Origin of the sequence: Mycobacterium attenuatum, assembly GCF_900566085.1 — a bacterium.
In the GTDB taxonomy this organism is placed as follows: domain Bacteria; phylum Actinomycetota; class Actinomycetes; order Mycobacteriales; family Mycobacteriaceae; genus Mycobacterium; species Mycobacterium attenuatum.
Window position 1 is genome coordinate 17,360 of record NZ_UPHT01000030.1, and the last position, 24,188, is coordinate 41,547.

Annotated in this window: 22 protein-coding genes, 1 tRNA gene and 2 pseudogenes; 15 read left to right on the forward strand and 10 right to left on the reverse strand. The window is 65.9% G+C overall.

Translation table 11 applies throughout. The features are described 5' to 3' along the window. Positions 1–3 precede the first annotated feature (3 nt). The 8 genes from hadA to rplA all read left to right on the forward strand — a co-directional run bounded on the left by hadA (position 4) and on the right by rplA (position 4,358). The gene (hadA, locus tag EET13_RS04605; protein ID WP_122441190.1) at positions 4–483 is read left to right on the forward strand and encodes a (3R)-hydroxyacyl-ACP dehydratase subunit HadA; all 480 of its coding nucleotides are present in this window, start codon (positions 4–6) and stop codon (positions 481–483) included. Next, the gene (gene hadB / locus EET13_RS04610; RefSeq protein WP_122441191.1) at positions 470–898 is read left to right on the forward strand and encodes a (3R)-hydroxyacyl-ACP dehydratase subunit HadB; all 429 of its coding nucleotides are present in this window, start codon (positions 470–472) and stop codon (positions 896–898) included. The genes hadA and hadB overlap by 14 nt, the downstream gene beginning before the upstream one ends. A 15-nt stretch (positions 899–913) precedes the next feature. Further along, the gene (hadC, locus tag EET13_RS04615; RefSeq protein ID WP_122441192.1) at positions 914–1,414 is read left to right on the forward strand and encodes a (3R)-hydroxyacyl-ACP dehydratase subunit HadC; all 501 of its coding nucleotides are present in this window, start codon (positions 914–916) and stop codon (positions 1,412–1,414) included. Positions 1,415–1,626: 212 nt separating this feature from the next. Next, a tRNA-Trp gene (locus EET13_RS04620) sits at positions 1,627–1,699 on the forward strand. A 93-nt stretch (positions 1,700–1,792) separates the two neighbouring features. Beyond that, a complete protein-coding gene (secE, locus tag EET13_RS04625) occupies positions 1,793–2,299 on the forward strand; it encodes a preprotein translocase subunit SecE (RefSeq protein WP_122441193.1) in 507 nt (168 codons plus the stop codon). A gap of 31 nt (positions 2,300–2,330) precedes the next feature. After that, on the forward strand, positions 2,331–3,047 hold the full coding sequence (nusG, locus tag EET13_RS04630; RefSeq protein WP_168990677.1) for a transcription termination/antitermination protein NusG: 717 nt from the start codon (positions 2,331–2,333) through the stop codon (positions 3,045–3,047). A 71-nt stretch (positions 3,048–3,118) separates the two neighbouring features. Then, positions 3,119–3,550, forward strand: coding sequence for a 50S ribosomal protein L11 (rplK, locus tag EET13_RS04635; RefSeq protein ID WP_023370812.1), 432 nt, complete (start codon positions 3,119–3,121; stop codon positions 3,548–3,550). Positions 3,551–3,650: 100 nt separating this feature from the next. Further along, the gene (rplA, locus tag EET13_RS04640; protein ID WP_122441194.1) at positions 3,651–4,358 is read left to right on the forward strand and encodes a 50S ribosomal protein L1; all 708 of its coding nucleotides are present in this window, start codon (positions 3,651–3,653) and stop codon (positions 4,356–4,358) included. 29 nt (positions 4,359–4,387) lie between these two features. Here the strand turns inward: rplA and EET13_RS04645 are convergent. The 9 genes and pseudogenes from EET13_RS04645 to EET13_RS04685 all read right to left on the reverse strand — a co-directional run bounded on the left by EET13_RS04645 (position 4,388) and on the right by EET13_RS04685 (position 13,439). Next, a pseudogene (locus tag EET13_RS04645) lies at positions 4,388–5,650 on the reverse strand (RNA polymerase sigma factor). A gap of 10 nt (positions 5,651–5,660) precedes the next feature. Beyond that, positions 5,661–6,357: pseudogene (locus tag EET13_RS04650) on the reverse strand (YciI family protein). Between the two features lie 87 nt (positions 6,358–6,444). Next, positions 6,445–7,344: a hydroxymycolate synthase MmaA4 gene (gene mmaA4, locus EET13_RS04655; RefSeq protein WP_122441195.1), complete on the reverse strand. Its 900-nt coding sequence runs from the start codon at positions 7,342–7,344 to the stop codon at positions 6,445–6,447. A 144-nt stretch (positions 7,345–7,488) separates the two neighbouring features. Beyond that, on the reverse strand, positions 7,489–8,370 hold the full coding sequence (mmaA3, locus tag EET13_RS04660; RefSeq protein WP_122441196.1) for a methoxy mycolic acid synthase MmaA3: 882 nt from the start codon (positions 8,368–8,370) through the stop codon (positions 7,489–7,491). A gap of 137 nt (positions 8,371–8,507) precedes the next feature. Further along, the gene (gene mmaA2, locus EET13_RS04665; RefSeq protein WP_122441197.1) at positions 8,508–9,371 is read right to left on the reverse strand and encodes a cyclopropane mycolic acid synthase MmaA2; all 864 of its coding nucleotides are present in this window, start codon (positions 9,369–9,371) and stop codon (positions 8,508–8,510) included. A gap of 154 nt (positions 9,372–9,525) precedes the next feature. Next, positions 9,526–10,386: a mycolic acid methyltransferase MmaA1 gene (mmaA1, locus tag EET13_RS04670; protein ID WP_122441198.1), complete on the reverse strand. Its 861-nt coding sequence runs from the start codon at positions 10,384–10,386 to the stop codon at positions 9,526–9,528. 66 nt (positions 10,387–10,452) lie between these two features. Beyond that, on the reverse strand, positions 10,453–11,361 hold the full coding sequence (locus tag EET13_RS04675; protein ID WP_280177660.1) for an alpha/beta hydrolase: 909 nt from the start codon (positions 11,359–11,361) through the stop codon (positions 10,453–10,455). Between the two features lie 14 nt (positions 11,362–11,375). Then, positions 11,376–12,728: an ABC1 kinase family protein gene (locus EET13_RS04680; protein WP_122441200.1), complete on the reverse strand. Its 1,353-nt coding sequence runs from the start codon at positions 12,726–12,728 to the stop codon at positions 11,376–11,378. A gap of 138 nt (positions 12,729–12,866) precedes the next feature. Then, positions 12,867–13,439 (reverse strand): DinB family protein, encoded by a 573-nt coding sequence (locus tag EET13_RS04685; RefSeq protein ID WP_122441201.1) that lies wholly within the window; start codon positions 13,437–13,439, stop codon positions 12,867–12,869. A gap of 91 nt (positions 13,440–13,530) precedes the next feature. Between EET13_RS04685 and EET13_RS04690 the strand changes: the two genes are divergently transcribed. The 5 genes from EET13_RS04690 (at position 13,531) to rplL (ending at position 20,614) form a co-directional block, all read left to right on the forward strand. Then, positions 13,531–17,691, forward strand: a complete 4,161-nt coding sequence (locus EET13_RS04690) for a glycoside hydrolase family 38 N-terminal domain-containing protein (RefSeq protein WP_122441202.1) — start codon at positions 13,531–13,533, stop codon at positions 17,689–17,691. Continuing rightward, a complete protein-coding gene (locus EET13_RS04695; protein ID WP_122441219.1) occupies positions 17,688–18,305 on the forward strand; it encodes a DUF7158 domain-containing protein in 618 nt (205 codons plus the stop codon). Before EET13_RS04690 ends, EET13_RS04695 begins: the two co-directional genes overlap by 4 nt. Next, positions 18,305–19,213 (forward strand): ROK family protein, encoded by a 909-nt coding sequence (locus EET13_RS04700; RefSeq protein ID WP_122441203.1) that lies wholly within the window; start codon positions 18,305–18,307, stop codon positions 19,211–19,213. The genes EET13_RS04695 and EET13_RS04700 overlap by 1 nt, the downstream gene beginning before the upstream one ends. 402 nt (positions 19,214–19,615) lie before the next feature. Beyond that, the gene (gene rplJ / locus EET13_RS04710; protein WP_122441205.1) at positions 19,616–20,194 is read left to right on the forward strand and encodes a 50S ribosomal protein L10; all 579 of its coding nucleotides are present in this window, start codon (positions 19,616–19,618) and stop codon (positions 20,192–20,194) included. A gap of 27 nt (positions 20,195–20,221) precedes the next feature. After that, positions 20,222–20,614 (forward strand): 50S ribosomal protein L7/L12, encoded by a 393-nt coding sequence (rplL, locus tag EET13_RS04715; protein WP_122441206.1) that lies wholly within the window; start codon positions 20,222–20,224, stop codon positions 20,612–20,614. A 47-nt stretch (positions 20,615–20,661) separates the two neighbouring features. Here the strand turns inward: rplL and EET13_RS04720 are convergent, their stop codons facing one another. Beyond that, positions 20,662–21,366 carry a TetR/AcrR family transcriptional regulator gene (locus tag EET13_RS04720; protein WP_122441207.1) on the reverse strand — a complete coding sequence of 235 codons (705 nt, stop codon included), beginning with the start codon at positions 21,364–21,366 and terminating at the stop codon, positions 20,662–20,664. A gap of 63 nt (positions 21,367–21,429) precedes the next feature. On the opposite strand from EET13_RS04720, the gene EET13_RS04725 reads away from it, so the two are divergent. Next, a complete protein-coding gene (locus EET13_RS04725) occupies positions 21,430–22,947 on the forward strand; it encodes a carotenoid oxygenase family protein (protein ID WP_122441208.1) in 1,518 nt (505 codons plus the stop codon). Positions 22,948–23,097: 150 nt separating this feature from the next. Continuing rightward, a complete protein-coding gene (locus tag EET13_RS04730; RefSeq protein WP_122441209.1) occupies positions 23,098–24,108 on the forward strand; it encodes an ABC transporter ATP-binding protein in 1,011 nt (336 codons plus the stop codon). Positions 24,109–24,188: the final 80 nt, after the last annotated feature.

The window sequence follows — 24,188 nt, forward strand, 5'->3', positions numbered from 1 at the left end:
GCCGTGCCACTGACAACCGACATTGTCGGGATGCATTATCGCTACCCCGACCATTACGAGGTGGAGCGCGAGAAAATCCGCGAACACGCGCAGGCCGTGCAAAACGACGACGCCTTCTTTTTCGACGAGAAGGCCTCCGCGGAACTCGGCTATGACGGGTTGTTGGCCCCGTTGACGTTCATCTGTGTGTTCGGCTACAAGGCGCAGTCGGCGTTTTTCAAACACGCGAACATCGCCGTCCAGGACGCGCAGGTTGTCCAGGTCGACCAGGTGCTGAAGTTCGCCAAGCCGATCGTTGCCGGTGACAAGCTCTACTGCGACGTGTATGTGGATTCGATGCGTGAGGCGCACGGCACCCAGATCATCGTGACCAAGAACATCATCACCAACGAAGACGGTGACATTGTGCAGGAGACCTACACGACCCTTGCGGGTCGTGCCGGCGAGGACGGGGAAGTGGGATTTTCAGATGGCGCTGCGTGAGTTCAGTTCGGTCAAGGTCGGAGACCAGCTTCCCGAGCGGACCTATCCGCTGACCCGCCAGGATCTGGTGAACTACGCCGGCGTGTCGGGTGACTTGAACCCTATTCACTGGGACGACGAGATCGCCAAGGTCGTCGGGCTGGACACCGCGATCGCCCACGGCATGCTGACCATGGGCATTGGCGGTGGTTACGTCACGTCGTGGGTCGGGGATCCGGGTGCGATCACCGAGTACAACGTGCGGTTCACTGCGGTGGTACCGGTGCCCAACGACGGCAAGGGTGCTGAGCTCGTGTTCAGCGGCCGGGTGAAGTCGGTAGATCCGGACAGCAAGTCGGTCACGATCGCGCTGACTGCCACCACCGGCGGCAAGAAGATCTTCGGTCGGGCCGTCGCGTCGGCGAAGCTGGCTTAGGAACCCGCATAGCCCATGGCGCTCAAGACCGACATTCGCGGGATGATCTGGCGGTATCCCGACTACTTCATCGTGGGCCGCGAGCAACTCCGCCAGTTTGCCCAAGCCATCAAGTGCGACCACCCGGCCTATTTCGAAGAGGACGCGGCAGCCGAACTGGGCTACGACGCGATCGTGGCTCCAATCACGTTCGTGTCAATCCTGGCCAAGCTGGTCCAGCTGGACTTTTTCCGAAGCGTCGACATCGGCATGGAGACCATGCAGATCGTCCAGGTCGACCAGCGGTTCGTGTTCTACAAACCCGTGCTCGCCGGGGATAAGCTGTGGGCCCGCATGGACATCCACTCCGTGGACGAGCGTTTCGGCGCCGACATCGTCGTCACGAAGAACACCTGCCACAACGACAACGGCGAGCTGGTGCTGGAGGCCTACACCACGTTGATGGGCCAGCAGGGCGACGGCTCCGCCAAACTCAAATGGGATAAGGAGTCAGGGCAGGTCGTCAGGACCGGGTAATTAGTATCTGGCACCGGCGCCCGGTTAGACTCTAGTACACTCGGACCCCGGGGTTTTCCCAACATTAGCGCATTTTTCCGTGAGTCGGTCGAGCGAAGCCGGCGACGGGAGCGAGACGGACGAATTGTCTCACTTCGGTTCGTGACCACCGACCGGGGTGCGCGCGTGTCATGTAAAGCCCCGGCATGAGGAGGTTGGCCTGCCAACCGCGAAGGGGCGTAGCTCAACTGGCAGAGCAGCGGTCTCCAAAACCGCAGGTTGCAGGTTCAAGTCCTGTCGCCCCTGCTGAAGACGAAGACATGCCATGCTGGACACTGGGAGGATTCCCAGACAGAGCGGTACGGCTGGCGGGATAGTTAGCGAACAAAGGAGCACGCGGTGAGCGACGAGCGCGACGCCGCCGACGGCGCCGCAAGCGACGGCGGCGCAACCGAGGACAGCCGCGCTAGCGGTAGTCGCACGGCCGTGGTGACGAAATCCGCGGCGCGGCCGCAGCGACCCACCGGCAAGCGGTCTCGGCAGCGTGCGGTAGAGGCCGACGAAGACGCCGCCGACCATGCGTCCTCGACCGAGACGGAAGTCTCGAAGAAGGGCTCAGTCAAGAAAGACACGTCCAAGTCGGCCAAGAAGTCGGCCGAGAAGTCTGGTAAGGCCAAGAAGCCCGCGAAGGCCGGCAAGCCGGGCATACGCACGACCAACCCGGTCATCTTCGTCTACAACTACTTGAAGCAGGTTGTGGCCGAGATTCGGAAGGTGATCTGGCCGAACCGGAAGCAGATGATCACCTACACGTCAGTGGTGCTGGTATTTCTTGCCTTCATGGTGGCGCTCGTTTTCGGCGCTGATTTCGGCCTGGGCAAACTCGTGATGCTGGTGTTCGGCTGAGGCGTGACAGTGATAGAGAGGACCGAAAACCGTGACTACCTTCGACGGTGACACGTCCGCGGGTGAGGCGGTGGACCTGCAAGAGGCCACCATCGCCCAGGAGGAAGCAGCCCCCGCTGAAGAGGTCGACCCGGCTGCTGCGCTCAAGGCGGAACTGCGCAGCAAACCTGGCGACTGGTACGTCATCCACTCCTACGCGGGTTATGAGAACAAGGTCAAAGCCAACCTGGAAACCCGGGTGCAGAACCTGGATGTCGGCGACTACATCTTCCAAGTGGAGGTGCCTACCGAAGAGGTCACCGAGATCAAAAACGGCCAGCGCAAGCAGGTCAACCGCAAGGTGCTGCCCGGCTACATCCTGGTGCGTATGGACCTGACCGACGACTCCTGGGCAGCGGTGCGCAACACGCCCGGCGTCACCGGGTTCGTCGGGGCCACCTCGCGCCCATCGGCGCTGTCGCTCGACGATGTGGTGAAGTTTCTGCTGCCGCGGGGAGCGGCGAAGAAGGCCGCCAAGGGTGCGGCCAGCGCCGCCGCCGTCGCCGAAGCCGGCGGGCTGGAACGCCCGATTGTCGAGGTGGACTACGAGGTGGGCGAGTCGGTCACCGTCATGGACGGGCCGTTCGCCACGTTGCCGGCCACGATCAGCGAGGTCAATGCCGAACAGCAGAAGCTCAAGGTGCTGGTCTCGATCTTCGGCCGGGAGACACCGGTGGAACTGACGTTCAGCCAGGTTTCCAAGATCTAGCCGGCCCACCCCGGCCGAGAGCCGGGCAGTCAAGCTCAGCGCATTAACCAGGAAGGAACAATCGAGTCGTCATGCCCCCGAAGAAGAAGAAGGTCGCCGGGCTGATCAAGCTGCAAATCGTGGCGGGACAGGCCAACCCTGCGCCGCCGGTTGGTCCCGCGCTCGGTCAGCACGGCGTCAACATCATGGAGTTCTGCAAGGCGTACAACGCGGCAACGGAGAGCCAGCGCGGTCAGGTCATCCCCGTGGAGATCACGGTCTACGAGGACCGCAGCTTCACCTTTGCGCTGAAGACCCCACCCGCCGCCAAGCTGCTGCTCAAGGCCGCAGGCGTGGCCAAGGGTTCAGCCGAGCCGCACAAGACCAAGGTTGCCAAGGTCAGCTGGGACCAGGTCCGCGAGATCGCCGAGACCAAGAAGACCGATCTCAACGCCAACGACATCGACGCTGCGGCCAAGATCATCGCCGGCACCGCCCGGTCGATGGGCATCACCGTTGAGTAGTTCGGCATAGATCTGCATAAGCCGGGATCAAACCCGCGTGGGAGGGCTCGCTTCGGCCCGTTTTGGAAACCACGACCCAACACCAGATTGGATATCGAATATGAGCAAGACCAGCAAGGCATACCGCGCCGCCGCCGAGAAGCTGGATCGCAGCAAGCTTTACACGCCGCTGGAGGCGGCCAAGCTGGCCAAAGAGACGTCGTCGACTAAACAGGATGCGACCGTCGAGGTGGCGATCCGCCTCGGGGTCGACCCGCGCAAGGCCGACCAGATGGTCCGCGGCACCGTCAACCTGCCGCACGGCACCGGCAAGACCGCCCGGGTCGCCGTGTTCGCGGTAGGGGACAAGGCCGATGCTGCCGTCGCCGCGGGAGCCGATATCGTCGGCAGTGACGACTTGATCGAGAAGATCCAGGGCGGCTTTTTGGACTTCGATGCCGCGATTGCGACGCCTGACCAGATGGCCAAGGTCGGCCGCATCGCTCGGGTGCTCGGTCCGCGCGGGCTGATGCCCAACCCCAAGACCGGCACCGTCACTCCCGATGTCGCCAAGGCCGTCGCCGACATCAAGGGCGGCAAGATCAATTTCCGGGTGGACAAGCAGGCCAACCTGCACTTCGTCATCGGCAAGGCGTCGTTCGACGAGAAGCTGCTGGCCGAGAACTACGGCGCCGCCCTCGACGAGGTGCTGCGACTCAAGCCGTCGGCATCGAAGGGCCGCTACCTGAAGAAGATCACTGTGTCGACGACGACGGGCCCCGGCATTCCGGTCGACCCGTCCATCACCCGCAACTTCGCGGAGGCCTGATTTTCCTGCACGAGCAGACGCAAAAGGCCCTATTTCTCCGGCGTGTCGGGTGCTTTTGCGTCTGCTCGGCAGGAACGGCCGCCGCATTCGGCGATGCGGCGCCGCAGAAATGCCCGGCCCGGCTCGGAACCGTTGGCGTCCAACGCCTTTCGGTACCAGTCGACGGCTTCGGTTCGGCGTCCGGCGCGGCGCAGCAGATCGGCACGCACCGAGGCGACCAGGTTCGAACGGGCCAGACGCGGATCGTGGGCCACCTGCTCCAGCGCCGCCAAACCGGCACCGGGCCCGTCGCGGAAACCAACCGCCAGCGCGGGGTTGCCAGTATCACCGGTGAGTTGGTCAGCTGCACCAGCCGGTCATAGGCCGCGCAGATGGTCGTCCAGTCCGTCTGCTCCCACGACGGTGCCGTTGCGTGCAATGCGGCGATGACCGCCTGCGGCAGGTACGGTCCGGTCGATCCACGGGCCTGTCGAAGCCGGTCAAGTCCGCGGGCGATGCGACCGCGGTCCCAGCGCTGACGGTCCTGCTCCTCCAGCGGCACCAGCGCCCCGGATTCGTCCATCCGGGTCGCTCGTCGTGAATCATGCAGCAGCACAAGGGCTGCCAGCGCAGGTGCGTCCAGTTCGTTGGGCATCAGCGCGCACAGCTCCTCGGTCAACCGGATTCCCTCGTCGCACAATTCGTCACGGATCGCCGACGGACCTGCCGTGGACCAATAGCCCTCGGTGAACACGAGTAGATGCAGGCGAGCACATGCGGAGTCCGCTCGGGCAGCAGCTTTGCGGGCGGCACCCGCAGCGGAATATTGGCCCGGCGAATCTTGTTCTTGGCGCGGGTGATTCGCTGACCGACCGCGGTTTCGGTCTGCAGTAGCGCGCGGGCGATCTCGGCGACGGTCAGCCCGGACACCAACCGCAGTGTGAGCGCCAGCTGCGACTGCCGGTCCGATGCCGGGTGGGCGCAGGTGAACATCATCCGCAACTCGTCGTCGCGGACCGGATGTGGTTCGCTGTGTTCGGTACGCGCCCGAATCTCGTCGATCACGGCCGCCAATTCCTTTCCAAGACGCGCAGATTCGCGCCGCAGCTGATAACAGTCGCCCGGTTACGGGCGACTGTTATCAGCCACGCCCCGGGACGATCGGGTAGCCCATCATGCGGCCAGGCGCGCAGCGCTTCCGCGCAGGCCTCCTGGGCGGCGTCTTCGGCAATGCTGAGGTCGCCCGACCACCAGGCGATCGCGGCGACGGCCGGACCCCATTCACGACGTAAGACGCCGTCCAGGTTGACCATCGGTAGATCGCTAGAGCCCGGATACGCGGGCCTGCTGACGTAGCTGCACGGCGGAAGCGGGGATCATCGACGCGAGCTTGACGGCCTCGTCGTGGTCGGCTGCGCTGAGCACGTAGAAGCCGTTGGCCACTTCGCTAGCCTCGGCATAGGGTCCGTCGGTGATGACGACCTCGCCGTCACGCATTCGAACCGTCGTCGCGGTCGACGGTTCATGCAGGGCGGCGCCGCCGGTGATGTGATCGCCGGCCGCGGCCATGAACTCCTGATGCGGTGCGGCCAACGCCTGTCACTCGGGGGTGGCTGGCGCGACCGCGTCCGAAGGCGGTTCTAGCAGCAGTGCCAGCCACTGGCAGCCTGCCCGCCGGGTCGGTTCGAAGGTCCCAAACATCGGCCAGACCTCCACCGCGCCGTGCTTGGCGGCGGGAATGCCGCGCGCGAAACCCAGTGCTTCATCAAGGTTTTCGGCTTCGAACACATAGTAGCCGCCCAGCCACTTCCGGGTTCTCGGCGAATGGGCCGTCGGTGGCAACCGGCGCGTCGGGCCCGCCGGCGATGCGCACGGCGGTCGCCGCCGGGAGCAGCGCGTCGCCGCCGCGGATCGCCGAAGCCACCTCGGCGTGAAAGGCCTCATAGGCCGTCATTTCGGCGGCTCGCTCGTCGGGCGTGCGGTCGCGCTCTTGGTTGATCAAGAGGGCGAAGTACTGCATCGTGGTCACCTCATCCGGCAGTGAGCGAAGCCCTGTGCTCCACTCTCTACCTGTTAGACGAACCGTGCAGCCCCAATCCGACACCAACTAGGCGGCGACGGCGCCCGGCTTGAGGTAGGTGACCAGGCTGCAGTCGAGCATCTCGTCGGTGAAGTAGTGCTCGCAACCGCGCAGGTACTTCATGTACCGGTTGTACACCTCTTCGGAGGTGACCTCGATGGCCTTCTCCCGATTCGACTCCAGCGTGTCTCCCCAGATCCGCAACGTCTTGATGTAGTGCGGGCGCAGCGAAAGGGGTTCGGGGACGGTGAAACCCGCCTTCTCGCCGTGTTCGACCATCATCCCGGTCGACGGCAGCCGACCGCCGGGAAAGATCTCGGTGATGATGAACTTGATGAAGCGCGCTGTCTCGAAGCTCAGCTTCTTGCCGCGGGCGGCCATGTCGAACGGGTGATAGCCGACGCTGCTCTGCACGGTCATCCGCCCGTCGTCGGGCATGATATCGAAACACCGTTTGAAAAAGTCATCGTAATTCTCGTGTCCGAAGTGCTCGAAGGCCTCGATGGAGACGATGCGGTCGACGGGCTCGGTGAAGTCTTCCCAGCCTTGTAGCCGCACCTGACGTGAGCGGTTGGTGTCCAGGGCGGCCAGTACCTGCTCACAGCGGGCGTGCTGGTTCTTGGACAGGGTCAGGCCGATGACGTTGACGTCGAAGCGCTCCACGGCGCGCCGCATCGTGGTACCCCAGCCGCAGCCGATGTCGAGCAGCGTCATACCCGGCCTGAGGTCCAGCTTGTCCAGATTGAGATCGATCTTGGCGTACTGGGCTTCTTCGAGCGTCATGTCGTCGCGCTCGAAGTAGGCGCAACTATAGGTCCGGGTCGGGTCTTGGAACAGGGCGAAGAAGTCGTCGGAGACGTCGTAGTGCGCCTGGATGTCTTCCGAGCGCGTCCGGGTCTTCGTCTGTGTCGGCGCCTTTTCAGCCATTGTCGTCCTGTTCTCCTGAATAGTGTTCGTCCGAACGCACGTGAAGCCTCGGTGTGACCTGTGCCGCCGCCCTACGAATCCTCGAGGCGTTACCTAAAGAGACGCGAGCCTTGTGCATCCATAGCCCGTCTGTGGCACAAGAGTCTACTTGGCCAGTGTGAACTGATTGCAGTCGATGTAACCCATCCGGAACGCCTTGGCGCAGCCGGTCAGGTACTTCATGTATCGGTCGTAGACCTCCTCGGACTGGATCGCGATCGCCTCGTCTTTTCGCGCCTCCAACGCCTCCGCCCAAAAATCCAACGTCCGGGCAAAGTCCAGCTGCAGTGACTGACGACGGGTCACCGTGAAACCGACTTTGGCCGCGTGTTCCTCGACGGTCTCGATCAGCGGCAGCCGGCCGCCCGGGAAGATGTCGGTCACGATGAACCTGATGAACTTGGCCATCTCCATGGTCAACGGTATGCCGCGTTCCATGACCTGCTTGACGTGCAGCCCGGTGATCGAGTGCAACAGCATCACGCCGTCGCCGGGCATGGCGTGGTAGGCGAATTTGAAGAAGTCGTCATAGCGGTGGAAGCCGAAGTGCTCCAGCGCTTCGATGACGACGATGCGGTCCACTGGTTCGGTGAACTCGGCCCAGTCCTGCAGCAGCACTCGACGCGAGCGGCTGCTGTCGACCTCGTCGAGCACCTGTTGGCAGTAGGCGTGCTGGTTCTTCGACAGGGTCAGCCCTACGACGTTGACGTCGTACTTCTCGACCGCGCGCTTGAGCACCGAGCCCCAGCCGCAACCGATGTCGAGCAGCGTCATCCCCGGCTGCAGTCCCAGCTTGTCCAGCGTCAGGTCGATCTTGGCGAGCTGCGCTTCGTGCAGGGTCATGTCGTCGCGTTCGAAGTACGCGCAGCTGTAAGTGCGGGTGGGATCGACGAACAGGGCGAAAAACTCGTTGGATATGTCGTAATGCGCCTGGACGTCGTCCAGGTTAGATCGGGTGCTCGCGTCACCTGCTGTCTTACCAGCCATATGTCCTCCAAGAACAGATGAGCACCTTCACAGGGTGATCATCCACGGCACCCTACACCGGGTAGGGCGCAACCATCGCATTGAAAGTCGCTGAGAGGCCGGTTTTTCCAGACCGGGACCTGCGATGGTCGCAGTCACTACTTCTCCAGGGTGAACTGGTTGACGTCGATGTAGCCGATGCGGAACGCGTTGGCGCAGCCGGTCAGGTACTTCATGTAGCGCTCGTAGACCTCTTCGGACTGGACGGCGATGGCCTCGTCCTGGTGCGCCTCCAGCGCCTCCGCCCAAAGGTCCAGGGTCCGCGCGTAGTGCGGCTGCAGTGACTGCCGTCGAGTCAGCGTGAATCCGCCCTTGCCGGCGTGCTCCTCGACTTTCTCGATTGACGGCAACCTGCCGCCCGGGAAGATCTCGGTGACGATGAATTTGATGAAACGGGCCATCTCAAAGGTCATCGGCATGCCGCGCTCGACGATCTGCGGTCCGGTCAAGCCGGTGATGGTGTGCAGCAGCATCACTCCGTCGGCGGGCAGGACCCGGTGTGCCATAGCGAAGAAGTCGTCGTAGCGGTCGTGGCCGAAGTGCTCGAAGGCGCCGATGGACACGATGCGGTCGACGGGCTGGTCGAACTGCTCCCAGCCCTTGAGCAACACCGTCCGGCTGCGCGGGGTGTCGAGCTCGTCGAAGGTCTTCTGGACGTGGGTGGCCTGGTTTTTCGACAAGGTCAGGCCGATGACGTTCACGTCATACTTTTCGATGGCGCGGCGCATGGTGGCGCCCCAACCGCAGCCGATGTCGAGCAGCGTCATGCCCGGCTGCAGGCCCAGCTTGCCCAGCGCCAGGTCGATCTTGGCGAGCTGGGCCTCTTCCAGCGTCATGTCGTCGCGCTCGAAGTATGCGCAGCTGTAGGTCTGGGTCGGGTCCAGGAAAAGCCGGAAGAAGTCGTCGGACAAATCGTAGTGCGCCTGCACGTCGTCGAAATGCGGCGTCAGTTGTTCAGCCATGACCTATGAATGCCTTTCCGGGCCAGGATCGGCCCTACGGTGCTCGCCCCAAGACGCACCGAAACGCTCCCCCAAGTGCTCGGGGAATGTTATCCGATGCAGCACCGCAGCACTAAATCACGACCGAATCTGCCCAGTTCAGGGCTGGTGCGAACTATTTCACCAAGGTGAATTGGGCCACGTTGATCAGCCCGCGGCGAAACCGCTCGGCGCAGCCCGTCAGGTAGTGCATGAAGTTGTCGTAGACCGCTTCGGACTGGATCTCGATGGCACGCTCGCGCGCGCCCGCCAAGTTGGCGGCCCACATGTCCAAGGTCCGGGCGTAATGCTGTTGCATCAACTGGATCTCTTCGACGGAGAAACCCGTGGCCTTCGCGTTGTCGACAATGTCGGGTTCGGAGGGCAGTTCGCCGCCCGGGAAGATCGACTCGCGCAGGAACTTCAGAAATCGGATGTCGCTCATCGTGAGCGCGATGCCCTGCTCGTGCAGCCACCTGCGGTCATAGGTGAACAGACTGTGCAGCAACATCCGTCCGTCGCGGGGCAGGAGCTCGTATGCGCGTTGGAAGAAGGCGCCGTAGCGCTCCTTGTGAAAGGCGTCGAACGCCTCGAAGGAGACGATCCGGTCCACCTTCTCGTCGAACTCTTCCCAGCCCTGCAGGCGTGCTTCGGCGCGGCGCTGGGTGGAAATGGCGGCCAGCCGGTCCCGGCTGCGTTGACAGTGGTTCTTGCTCAGGGTCAGGCCGATGACGTTGACGTCATACTTCTCGACGGCCCGCACCAGCGCGCCGCCCCAGCCGCACCCGACGTCGAGCAGTGTCATGCCGGGCTCGAGGTTGAGCTTGTCCAATGCCAGGTCGAGCTTGGCCAGCTGCGCCTCTTCGAGCGTCATGTCGTCGCGCTCGAAGTACGCACACGTGTAGACCCACGTCGGGTCAAGGAAAAGCCCGAAAAAGTCGTCCGAAATGTCGTACGCCGCTTGCGAGTCTTCGTAATACGGTGTCAACTCGGCCAATTGAGACAACCTCCTTGTGCAACCCTACAACCCCCGCTACAACTCGTTACAACCTTCGTTCAAGCCTTAGCCGGCCCTGGCAAAGTTGCTGATCAGCACACTGATCAGCCCATCCCAGAGCGGCTCGGGCAGATCATGGCCCATTCCGTCGAACAACACCAGTCGAGCGTCATCGATCGCGCGGGCGACCGCGCGGCCATTAGAAGGCCGCACCATTATGTCCTTCCGGCCGTGGATCACCACGGTCGGCGCCGCGATGCGACGGTTGTAGTGGCGCAGGCTGCCACTGCCCAGGACCGCGTTGAACTGCCGGCTCACGCCCAACGGGTCGAAGCTGCGGTCGTAGTTCTCGGCCGCGTCGGCGCGGATCCGTTCCTCGGGCAGGCGGTAACGGCGACTGCCGGTGATCCCGGTGACCCGCACGACATTGTCGACCACCATGTCGCGCGGCGAACCCGGCGGCGGGCCGCTGAGCATGGCCCGCAAGGCCCGTATTGCCGGCGGCCGCAGGCACGCTCGGTTGTTGCTGGAGAAGATGATCGCCAGGGCCTTGGTCCGCTGCGGGAACCGAGCCGCGAAGATCTGAGCGATCATGCCACCCATCGACGCGCCGACGATGTGAGCGGTTTCGATGCCCAGGTGATCCAGCAGAGCGGCCGCATCGTCGGCCATGTCCTCCAGGGTGTATGCGGCCTGGCTGGGCAGGCCGAACCAGAAGCGCAGCAGCCGCGCGGGCATCGACTGGGCGGGGTCGGCGTGCTCGGTCCTGCTGGACAGGCCGACGTCGCGGTTGTCGTAACGGATGACGCGCAACCCCTGGGCGACCAGCTTTTCGCAGAAGGCGGTCCGCCACAGCAGCAGTTGGGCACCCAGACCCATGATCAGCAGCACGGGTGGGTCGTCGGGGTCACCCATGTCCTCGTAGTACAGCTTCATCTGCCCCGCGACCGCGGTGCCGCTGCGGACCTCCACCAGACCTCCGCTAGACCTCACTGGACCTCTACATCCGGCTGATGCTCGCGGCTGACTTCCACCATGAAGTTGGCGAAGTACCCGGTGAGCTGCGGGTCGGACATCATCTGCCACTTCGGCGCCAGCAGCTTCATGTACCGCTCGACGTACAGGAACTGCTTGCCGATCAGCACCAACTCGCGCGGCAGCTTGACGTCGTAGGCGTCGGCCAGAGCCGACAGCTGCCGGCCGATGTCGGCATACGACATTTCGCCCAGCGATTGCATGGTAAGCGGGGTGGCGAACTTTTCCAGGTCTTTGGCGGCCTGAGCCTCCGGCTTCACGGTCCCGACGGCGCCCATCAACACGACGATCTTGCCGGCCGCGGCATGGTCCTTCTTGACCAGCAGGGCGTACACCAGCTCCCGCAGCAGCCAGCGAGTACGCGGATCGATGCGGCCCATGATCCCGAAGTCAAAGAACACGATGCGGCCCTGGTGGTCGACGTACAGGTTGCCCGCGTGCAGGTCCCCGTGGAACAGCCCGTGACGCAGCCCACCTTCAAACACGCTGAACAGCAGCGCCTTGACCAGCTCCGTGCCGTCAAACCCGGCCTTGCGGATGGCGGCGACGTTGTCGATGCGGATGCCCTGCACCTTCTCCATCGTCAACACCCGCTCGCTGGTGAAGTCCCAGTGCACCTGCGGCACCCGGATGTTGCGGCCCAGCGGGGAGGCGTGCAGGTGCGACACCCACGCCTCCATCGACTGTGCCTCGAGCCGGAAATCCAGCTCTTCGGCCAGGTTGTCGGAGAAGTCGGCAACCACGTCTTGTGCCGAGAGCCGCCGGCCCAGCTTGGCCAGCTCCACCGCCTGTGCGAAGCGCTTCAGGATCTGCAGGTCGGCGGCCACCCGGCGGCGGATGCCCGGACGTTGGATCTTGACCACGACGTCCTCGCCGCTCTTCAGGGTCGCGTAGTGCACCTGGGCGATCGACGCGGAGGCGAACGGCTCTTCTTCGAAGGTGGCGAACAGCTTGGCCGGCTCGTCGCCGAGTTCCTCGATGAAAAGCCGGTGTACCTCGTCGGTGTCGGCCGGCGGCACCTGGTCCAGCAGGCTGCGGAATTCCCGCGACAATGATTCGCCGAACGCCCCGGGGCTGGAGGCGATGATTTGCCCGAATTTCACGTACGTAGGTCCCAGATCGGCAAAGGTCTGAGGGATTTCCTTGATGATCTTCTGCTGCCACGGCCCTTGCGCCGGCAGCCTGCTGAGCACCCGCGCAGCGGCGCGGGTGACCTGCCAACCAGTGGCGGCGACCCGGGCCGCTTCGACCGGCAACGGCACCCGGTCAAGCTTGGCCACGTCGCGGTGTTTGGTGGAAGAACTCATTTGTGCAGTGTGCCAAATCGCGCAGGTCGGTACCGAATCGCGCAGGTTTTCACCGTTGCTGTGGCCACCGCTCGAGCCTGAGGCCGCAGTTTCGCAGCGGCCTCACGCCGGGTGTCCAAAGTGCGGGCTGACGGGCCACTACGCGGGTTGCCACGGCCTGACCCACAGGCGGGGCTCCCAGTTCTCCGCGGCAGCGATCAGTTCGTACATGGTGGCCCCGTCGATGCTTTCCCGAATGATGTCGGCGTGCCCGGCATGCCGGGCCAGTTCGTTGATCACATGCAGGATCACCCAGCGCACCGACCAGGCCCGCTGGTCCTTGGGAAACCAGGGGACGTCGTGGGGGACCGGCACCGGTGCGCCGAGGTCCGAGGTCTCCACCAGCCGCAGCGACTCCGCGTTCTGCGCTGCCAAGGCGCGCAGCAACCCCTCCAGCGTCTCGTCGGGGCGCATCACGTGGCCGTCGGCGATCTCCTTGGCGATCTCCTCGAACGGACGAGGATCTTTGGGCGGAGTTTCGGGCGCGGCGGCCACCCGCGCCATCCAGCTGCGCTGCATACCAGTGACGTGTTTGATCAGTCCGCCGATCGACAAGGTGCTGACCGACGGCGTCGAGCGGGCCTGGTCATCGGTGAGGCCGTAGGACACCGCGAGGTATGCGCTCTGGTGAAAGGCCAGGAACTCGCGCAGCGCGCTGCGCTCGTCGGCCACTGGTGAGGCAAGGGCGGGCACGGCCGAATCCTAAAAGCCGAATCCGCACAGAGGCGTCACGGGGGTCTCGGCTGCGTCGTAAGGTGCGGTCATGCGGGTGGTCTCGGCGGAGTCGACCGAGCTGTTCGTCGGCGCGCCGACCGCGCCGGTGCAGCTGGCCCGCGTCGTCGTCGCCGAATGCACCGAAACCACGCCGATCCGCATCGACGGCGACGGTTTGCGCGGGGAGGCGGTCGCCGTCAGCGGCGACATCATGGTCGAGGTCCCGGTTGCCGTCGACCAACCCGTCGCGGGTCAGCAGCGGCGCGCACGAGTGCATGCCGAGGCATCGAATCTGGCCTTCGAGTTCACGGTGGCCGAGCCCGGCTGGACGATGTATATGGTCAGCCACTTTCATTACGACCCGGTGTGGTGGAACACCCAGGCCGGCTACACCAGCCAGTGGCGTGAGGATCCGCCGGGGCGGGCCAGGCAGGCCAACGGCTTCGAACTGGTGCGCGCCCATCTGGAGCTGGCGCGCCGCGACCCCGACTACAAGTTCGTGCTCGCCGAAGTCGACTACCTCAAGCCGTACTGGGACACCCACCCCGAGGACCGCGCCGACCTGCGCCGGTTTCTTGCCGAGGGCCGCGTCGAGGTGATGGGTGGAACCTACAACGAGCCCAACACCAACCTCACCAGCCCGGAGACGACGATCCGAAACCTGGTGCACGGCATGGGCTTTCAGCGGCATGTACTAGGCGCCGATCCGGCCACCGCGTGGCAGCTCGACGTGTTCGGCCACGACCCGCAATTCCCCGGGATGGCCGCCGACGCCGGCCTGACGTCGAGTTCGTGGGCTCGCGGGCCACACCATCAGTGGGGCCCGGCCCAGGGCGGGGTCGACCGTATGCAGTTTTCCAGTGAGTTCGAGTGGATCTCGCCGTCGGGCCGCGGATTGCTCACCCATTACATGCCGGCGCATTATTCGGCGGGCTGGTGGATGGACTCCGCGGTCTTTCTGGCCGAGGCCGAAGAGGCCACTTATGCCCTTTTCGACGAGCTCAAGAGGGTTGCGCTGACCCGCAACGTGCTGCTGCCGGTCGGCACCGACTACACCCCGCCGAACAAGTGGGTGACCGAAATCCACCGTGACTGGGCTGCGCGCTACACGTGGCCGCGTTTCGTGTGCGGACTGCCGCGGGAATTCTTCGCGGCGGTGCGCGCCGAATTGGCCGAGCGCGGCGCGGTTCCCTCGCCGCAGACGCGCGACATGAATCCGATCTACACCGGCAAGGACGTGTCGTACATCGACACCAAACAAGCTAACCGGGCCGCCGAAAACACGGTGCTGGACGCCGAGCGGTTTGCGGTGTTCGCCGGGTTGCTGGCCGGCGCCCGGTATCCGCAGGCGGCGCTGGCCAAGGCGTGGGTGCAGCTGGCCTACGGCGCACACCACGACGCGATCACCGGGTCCGAATCCGACCAGGTTTACCTCGATCTGCTGACCGGCTGGCGTGACGCCTGGGAAATCGGCCGCACCGCCCGCGACAACTCCCTGGCATTGCTGTCGGAGGCCGTCGATGCCCCGGAGGGTTCGGTGATCGTATGGAACCCGCTGACCCAGCGGCGCACCGATGTCGTCACGGTCCGGCTCGTGGCGCCGCTGGGCGCGGGGGTGCAGGTCTGTGACCGCGACGGCTCGCGGGTCCCCGCGCTTGTCGAGCACGACGGGCAGTCGGTGACCTGGCTGGCGCGAGACGTCGCGTCGCTGGGCTGGCGGTCCTACCGGCTGATCCCGGCTGACCCAGCCACAGGCTGGCAACCCGCGCCCGGTGCAGCGATCGCCAACGAGCATTACCGCTTGAGCGTCGACCCCGCACGCGGCGGTGGGGTGGTGTCGCTGGTACAGGACGGTCGTCAGCTGATCGCCGACGGTCGGGTAGGCAACGAGCTCGCCGTCTACGAGGAATACCCCTCGCATCCCACCCAGGGCGAGGGCCCGTGGCATCTGCTACCCAAGGGCCCGGTGGTCTGTTCGTCGGAATCGCGGGCTCGGGTGCAGGCCTACCGCTGCCCGCTGGGCCAGCGGCTGGTGGTGCGCGGCCGGATCGGCACGGTCTTGCGCTACACCCAAACCGTGACTCTGTGGAACGGCGTGGCCCGCGTGGACTGCCGCACCCGGGTCGACGGATTCACCGGCGAAGACCGCCTGCTGCGGCTGCGCTGGCCGTGTCCGGTCCCGGGCGCCATGCCCGTCAGCGAGGTAGGGGATGCCGTCGTCGGGCGCGGTTTCGCGCTGCTGCATGACGGCGCCCGGTCGGTTGATACCGCCGAGCACCTGTGGACGCTGGACAACCCGGCCTACGGCTGGTTCGGCTTGTCGTCGGCGGCGCGGGTACGCGTCGGCAGTGACGCCGTCCGGGCGGTTTCGGTCGCCGAGGTGGTGTCGCCCTGCGAAACGATGTCCGGCCCGATGGCGCGCGAGCTCATGGTCGCGTTGGTTCGGGCCGGCGTCACGGCCACGTGCAGCGGCGCGGACAAACCGCGTTACGGCAACCTCGACGTGGACTCCAACCTGCCGGACACCCGCATCGCGCTGGGCGGGCCCGATCGCAACGTGTTCACCAAGGCGGTGCTGGCCGAGGCCGACCCGGTGTACACCGCCGAACTCGAACGCCAGCTGACGGATAAGGGTCAGGCCAGGGTGTGGGTGCCGGCCATGACGCCACTGGCGGAGGTTTGGGTGCCCGGCGCCGACCTGCGGGCGCCGCGCGCGCTGCCAGTGTTGGTGATCGACGGCCGCGACGACGACAGCCTGGCCGGCGCGATCGCGTCGGTGGTCGCCGACCTCGCCGACGCCGAGATCGCGGTCAGCCAGCAGGCTCCGCCGAACATCGGTCCCTTCGAGGCGCGCACGGTCGCGCTGCTCAACCGCGGTATGCCCAGCTTCGCCGTGGACTCCGAGGGCACCTTGCACACCGCGCTGCTGCGCTCCTGTACCGGCTGGCCCTCCGGCGTCTGGATCGACGAACCGCGGCGCACCGCGCCCGACGGCTCCAACTTCCAGCTTCAGCACTGGACGCACGATTTCGACTACGCGCTGGTCGGCGCCGACGGAGACTGGCGGGCTGCCAAAATCCCTACACACAGCGCGCAGTTCGCGCATCCGCTGATCGCGGTCGCCCAGCACATATCTGCGGCCGGGCTGCCGGGACTGGGCTCGCTGCTGCACGTGGAGCCCGCCGACTCGGTGCACCTCGGGGCGCTCAAAGCGGCGGGCAACCCGCTGGCGGAGGGCAGCGCCCGGCCCGTCGATCCCGCGGTGGTGGTGATGCGGCTGGTGGAGACCTTCGGGGCCGCGACCCGCGTAAGGATCGGCTCACAGCTCGGCAAGGTAGGCGGACTCGAGTTCGCCGACCTGCTGGAATCCCCACGACAGCGCAAGCGATCAATCGAGCTGCATGGCTACCAGGTCGCGACCGTAGTGGCCCGACTCGATATGAGCGGGCCGGCGCGCGATACCGAGTTAGCGCCGCACGCCGAGACGGCTCAGCCACTGTTCGCACGCTACTGGCTGCACAACCGTGGCCCGGCCCCCCTGGGCGGACTGCCGGCCGCCGCCTACCTACATCCCCGGCACGTGACGGCCGAACCCGGTGACCGGGTGGTGTTGCGCCTCACCGCCGCCAGCGACTGCACCGACTCCGTGGTGGGTGGCGTGGTGGACGTGGTGTCACCGGGCGGTTGGCCGGTGACACCGGCCCGGCTGCCGTTCACCCTGGGAGCCGGTGAGCATCTGGAAACCGATGTCGTTGTGGAAATCCCGGCCGGCGCCCCGTCCGGGCTGTATCCGGTGCGGGCGCAGCTGGCCATCACCGGCGGTGAACTGCCGGCCGCCTGGCGACAGGTGGTTGAGGATGTGTGCGTGCTGGCGGTCGGGACACAGCTCGACGAACTTGTTTACTTCTTTGACGGACCCGCCGACATCGAAGTGGCCGCCGGCGACTCGGCTCGCCTGGCCGTCACGGTCGGTAGCCGTGCCGGGGCCGAACTGGCCGTCGAGGCCCACCTGATCAGCCCGTGGGGCACGTGGGAGTGGCTCGGGCCGGCCGTACAGGGCGCCGTCTTGCCCGCCGGCGGGGCGGCCGAGCTGGTGTTCGACGTGGCCCCCCCGCCGTGGCTGGAGCCCGGCCGGTGGTGGGCGCTGGTGCGGGTCGGCTGCGCCGGCGGGCTGCTCTACTCCCCGGCGGTGAAGGTGGCGGTGACGTGAGCGCCGACCCGGTCGCGAGCGTCGCCGGAGTCCCCGTCCACGCCGGCGATGTCGACGCGCGGGAAGCATGGCTACGCAACGGTCCAGGTGCGGGCGCGCTGCCGCTCACCGGCACCAGCGAGGGACGCCAGCTGCGGCGCTGGCTGACTCAGCTGATCGTCACCGAGCGGGTGATCGCCGCCGAGGCGGCCGCACGCGGACTCACTGCGGCAGCTGCCCCGCCCGAGGCCGAACTTCTGCCGGATGTGGCGGCCCAGCTGGAGATCGGCAGCGTCGCCGCGGCGGTGCTGGCCGATCCGCGAGCGCGGGCACTGTTCGCTGACGTCACCGCCGCGGTCGTCATCACCGACGACCAGGTGGCCGACTACCACGCCCGCAATCCGCTGCGGTTCGCCCAGCCGCGCCCCGAGGTCAACGGCTGGTGTGCTCCCGCGGTAGCCGGCCCGCCGCTCGAGCAGGTGCGGCCGGTGATCGCGCGGCATCTGCTGGGCGCCGCGCGACGGCGAGCTTTCCGCATGTGGCTGGACGCGCGCCGGGCCGCGCTGGTGCGGTTGGCTCCCGGCTATGAGCATCCCGGCGACCCCCGACAACCCGACAACACCCACCGGCACTGATGCATACCCTCTGCCTTGACATCGGTGGCACCAAGATCGCCGCCGGCCTGGCCGACCCCAGCGGCGACTTGGTGCACACGGCCAAACGTCGTACTCCGGCCGCCGAAGGAGCTGAGGCGGTGTGGGACGTGGTTGCCGCGATGATCGCCGACGCACTGCACGCGGCGGGTGGCGCTGTTGGTGGCGTGGGCATCGCGTCGGCCGGTCCGATAGATCGGCATCGTGGAACCGTCAGCCCGATCAACATCGCGTCGTGGCGGGGGTTTCCGGTGCGCGACCGGGTTTCGGCGGTGGTGCCCGGCGTGCCGGTGGAGCTCGGCGGCGACGGCGTGTGTATGGCGCTCGGCGAGCACTGGCTTGGCGCGGGACGGGGCGCCCGCTTCCTGCTCGGAATGGTGGTGTCTACCGGTGTCGGCGGGGGGTTGGTGCTCGACGGCGCTCCCTATCCCGGCCGCACCGGAAACGCCGGTCACGTCGGTCACGTCGTGGTCGACGAGGATGGTGCGCAGTGCGCCTGCGGTGGCCGCGGTTGCGTGGAGAGCATCGCCTCCGGCCCGTCGATGGTGCGCTGGGCGCGTGACAACGGCTGGTGCGCGCCGCGGGGCGCCGGAGCAAAGGAGCTTGCCGGGGCAGCAGCGGCCGGCGATACGGTGGCGCTGGCCGCGTTTCGCCGGGGCGCCACCGCGCTGGCCGCGATGATCGCTTCCGTCGGGGCGGTGTGCGATCTGGACCTCGTGGTCATCGGTGGGGGAGTGGCCAAATCCGGGCGCCTGCTGTTCGACCCGTTGCGGGCGGCGCTGAGCGATTATGCGCGGCTGGATTTTCTGGCCGGGTTGCGGGTAGCGCCGGCGCAGCTCGGCGGCACGGCCGGGCTGGTCGGCGCGGCGCGGCTGGTGGGGCTCGGCTAGCCGGCGCCGCGACGGTCCGGCCCTTCTGCCCCATGCGACGTGGGCGGCGACGTCCTGAATCCACGGGCCGTGTCGGCGCCTGCACGCACATCCGAAGCCGTGGAAGCCCACTCGATGCCGCCGGGTACCCACGGCGCACGCGGTTTGGCCCATCCAGCAGGTGACGCTATTGTGGTTGCCGATCCACCGAAGACCGTCGGCCACCGAGCAATCGGTTTAAGGTCCGGGAACATCCCGGCGGCCCACGCAGGAGGACGAGGCATCATCAGCACCGGCGGCAGCGTTGGTGCATCGGTTACGCCCCGTGCCGCTTCCTGCGCCGGGGCGTTCGTCATTCCTGGCTGGTGCCCGCATTTCGAGGTGGCCGCAGACGTCACGTCGCACACTTGTAGGAGGTAATGCATGGCCAGGGCTGACAAGGCCACCGCCGTTGCAGACATCGCAGAGCGCTTCAAGACCTCGAGCGCGACCGTTATCACCGAATACCGCGGCTTGACGGTGGCTAACCTGGCCCAACTGCGCCGATCGCTGGGCGGGTCGGCGACCTACTCCGTGGCCAAGAACACCCTCATCAAGCGGGCGGCCACCGAGGCCGGTATCGAAGGCCTCGACGAGCTGTTCGTGGGCCCGACGGCGATCGCTTTCGTCACCGGAGAGCCGGTCGACGCGGCCAAGGCCCTCAAGACCTTCGCCAAGGAGCACAAGGCGCTGGTCATCAAGGGCGGCTACATGGACGGCCATCCGTTGACCGTTGCCGAGGTGGAGCGGATTGCCGACCTGGAGTCGCGTGAGGTGCTGCTGGCCAAGCTGGCCGGCGCGATGAAGGGCAATCTCGCCAAGGCTGCCGGGCTGTTCAACGCCCCCGCCTCGCAGGTAGCCCGACTGGCGGCAGCCTTGCAGGAAAAGCGGGCCGCGGCAGAACCTGCCGCAGCTGCAGCCGCCCCTGAAACCCCGGCTCCAGAACCGACATCAGCCGAATAAACCCGAAAACCAGGAAGGACCCACACCATGGCCAAGCTCTCGACAGACGAACTGCTTGACGCATTCAAGGAAATGACCCTGTTGGAGCTCTCCGACTTCGTCAAGAAGTTCGAGGAGACCTTCGAGGTCACCGCGGCCGCACCGGTCGCCATCGCCGCGGCCGGTCCCGCCGCCGGTGGCGCACCGGCCGAGGCCGCCGAGGAGCAGTCCGAGTTCGACGTGATCCTCGAGGCCGCCGGCGAGAAGAAGATCGGCGTCATCAAGGTTGTCCGCGAGATCGTCTCCGGCCTGGGCCTCAAGGAGGCCAAAGACCTGGTCGACAGCGCGCCCAAGCCGCTGCTCGAAAAGGTTGCCAAGGAGGCCGCCGACGACGCGAAGGCCAAGCTGGAGGCGGCCGGCGCCACCGTCACCGTCAAGTAAGTTCACGCGCGATAGCCCCCGGGAAGCACCCGGGGGCTTTTGCGTGCTCAGCCGCGCGCCGACCGCTGTGACTGCCGCACCCGTTCGGGTGAATCACCAAGGGCAACAAGCAAATTCGTGGTCATCGCGCTCAGTACCGGCTCCATCGCCGTGCCCTCTTCGCCGAAAAATCCCGCCAGTTCCAGCATCACGAACCCATGGATCGACGCCCAGAATTGTGCGGCAGTGCAAACCACCGCCTGGTCCGATACGTCGCCCCCGCCGGCCGCCGAGCCGACGGTGATTCGGCCCGCCAGCATCGAGCGGTGCACCGCGCGCACCACGTGCGCGAAGCTCGGGTGGTGCCGCTCGATTTCGACGACCGTCAGCATCAGGACGTCGCGAGCCGGTGCCTTGATGCCGTGTGCGCTGGTGCTGCCGAACATCAGCCGATACATGTGCGGCCGCTCGATGGCATAGCGCCGATACGCCGCTCCGACAACCAACAGATCGGCAACGGGGTCGGCCGTCGGGGCCACCGTGAGCGCGGCGTCGAACTGCCGTAATCCCTCTTCGGCGACCGCGGCGATAAGTTCCCGCATTCCGCCGAAGTGGGTGTAGACCGACATGGTGGAGGTTCCGGCGGCTCCGGCCACCCGGCGGGTTTGCAGGGCATCGGGTCCGTGCTCGTCGAGCAGGTCAACGGCGGCACGCACCATTTCGTCACGAACACTGCGCATGCTGCCCGGGACCTGCTCAACCATCCTTGCCATCTTCTCATCCGCGGCGTACCGTCCGAATAACGCTGAAATAACAATGTTATAGGAGCTCGGTCAATGACTACGATGCGAACCGCCGAATCGCGAAACCCGTACCTCGAGGGCTTCATGGCGCCAGTGCATACCGAGGTGACCGCTGCCGACCTGAAGGTCACCGGGCATATTCCGGAGCATCTGGCCGGACGCTATCTGCGTAACGGCCCCAATCCCGTCGCCGAGGTGGATCCCGCGGTTTACCACTGGTTCAGTGGGGACGGAATGGTCCACGGCGTCGCGCTGTGCGACGGGCAAGCCCGCTGGTATCGCAACCGCTGGGTACGCAGCCTGCCGGTCTGCGCGGCCCTCGGCGAGCCGGCGCCAACGCGGCTTGACCCGCGGGCGGGCATGCTGTCGCTGGGTGCCAACACCAGCGTGCTGACCCACGCCGGGCGCACGTTGGCGCTGGTCGAAGGCGGTGTCGCCAACTACGAGCTCACGGAGGACCTCGACACCGTCGGAACATGTGACTTCGACGGCACCCTGCACGGCGGCTACACGGCCCATCCCCACCGCGACCCCCGAACCGGCGAACTGCACGCCGTGTCCTATTCGTTTGCCCGCGGTGGGACGGTGCAGTACTCGGTGATCGATACCCGAGGGCGGGCGCGTCGCACCGTTGACATCGACGTGACCGGGTCGCCGATGATGCACGACTTCTCGCTGACCGACGACTACGTGGTGATTTACGACCTGCCGGTGACCTTCGACTCGTCGCAGGTGCTGCCCGCCAAAATGCCGCGCTGGCTGAGCTTGCCGGTTCAGCTGGTGATGCAGGCCCTGATCGGTCATGTCCGGGTGCCCGGACCGATGGCTGTGATGATGAACCGCAACCCCAAACCGTCGGACCGCATGCCGTACGCCTGGAACCCGGACTATCCGGCCCGTCTCGGCGTCATGCCGCGTAACGGAGCCAATCGGGACGTGCGGTGGTTCGACATCGAACCCTGCTACGTCTATCACCCGCTCAACGCCTACACCGAAACCCGAAACGGATCTGAGGTGCTGGTGCTCGATGTGGTGCGGTACTCACGGATGTTCGATCGCGACCGGCGCGGCCCGGGCGACACCCGTCCAGCGCTGGACCGCTGGACGGTCAACCTGGCCACCGGCGCCGTCGCCACCGAATGCCGAGACGACCGGCCGCAGGAGTTTCCGCGGATCAACGAGACCTTGCTGGGTGCTCGGCATCGCTTCGGCTACACCCTCGGCGTGGACGGCGGTTACGTCACCGGTGGAACGACGGAGATGTCAACCTCGCTGTACAAGCACGACTATCAAACCGGATCCCGCCGTGTCGCGCCGCTGGATTCCGCCCTGTTGATCGGCGAGATGTGTTTCGTTCCGAACCCGCCGGCTGCTTCCGGGGACAGCGCCGAAGACGACGGCATCCTGATGGGCTACGGCTATCACCGCGACCGCGACGAGGGCCAGCTATTGTTGCTGGACGCCCAGACGTGCGAGTTGATGGCCACCGTTCATCTGCCGCAGCGGGTACCGATGGGCTTCCACGGCAACTGGGCGCCGGCGACGCCTTGAGGCACCCCGGCGCCGGCCGCCGGCCTCGGCGGGGATTGTTATGTATCCAACCCTGATGTCGTGGCCCAGCCGTGCGCTACAGTGACTCAAGCCACATAAAATTGCAGGTGGCGGGCATCTTGAAAATGTCGAGCGTTGGAAGGATTTCCCATGGGCGTCGCTATCGAGGTCAACGGACTCACGAAGTCCTTCGGTTCCTCGAGGATCTGGGAGGACGTCACGCTCACGATCCCCGCCGGGGAGGTCAGCGTGTTGCTGGGCCCCTCGGGTACCGGCAAGTCGGTGTTCCTGAAGTCGCTCATCGGACTGTTGCGTCCCGAACGCGGTTCCATCCTCATCGACGGCACCGACATCATCGAGTGCTCGGCCAAGGAGCTCTACGAGATCCGGACGTTGTTCGGCGTCCTGTTTCAGGACGGCGCGCTGTTCGGGTCGATGAACCTCTACGACAACACCGCTTTCCCGCTGCGCGAGCACACCAAGAAGAAGGAAAGCGAGGTCCGTGACATCGTCATGGAGAAGCTGGCGCTGGTCGGCTTGAGTGGCGACGAGAAGAAATTCCCCGGCGAGATTTCCGGCGGTATGCGCAAGCGCGCCGGCCTGGCCCGTGCGCTGGTTCTGGATCCGCAGATCATTCTCTGCGACGAGCCCGACTCCGGTCTGGACCCGGTCCGTACCGCCTACCTGAGCCAGCTGATCATGGACATCAATGCCCAGATCGACGCCACCATCCTCATCGTGACCCACAACATCAACATCGCTCGCACGGTGCCGGACAACATGGGCATGTTGTTCCGCAAGCATCTGGTCATGTTCGGCCCTCGCGAAGTGCTGTTGACCAGCGACGAACCGGTGGTGCGGCAGTTCCTCAACGGCCGGCGTATCGGGCCGATCGGCATGTCCGAGGAGAAGGACGAGGCCACCATGGCCGAAGAGCAGGCATTACTGGACGCGGGTCACCACGCCGGCGGTGTCGAGGAGATTGAGGGCGTACCGCCGCAGATCGCCGCGACCCCGGGGATGCCGGAACGCAAAGCGGTCGCCCGGCGCCAGGCGCGGGTGCGCGCGATGCTGCACACTTTGCCGAAGAAGGCTCAGCAGGCGATCCTCGATGATCTCGAGGGCACGCATAAGTACCACGCGAGCGAGTTCGGCGGCTAGGCGCCCCGCCGTCGCCGGACCACCGCCGCATCTTGCAGGCGATGGCGGCTGACCACGCAATCTGATGCCAATGACTCGGC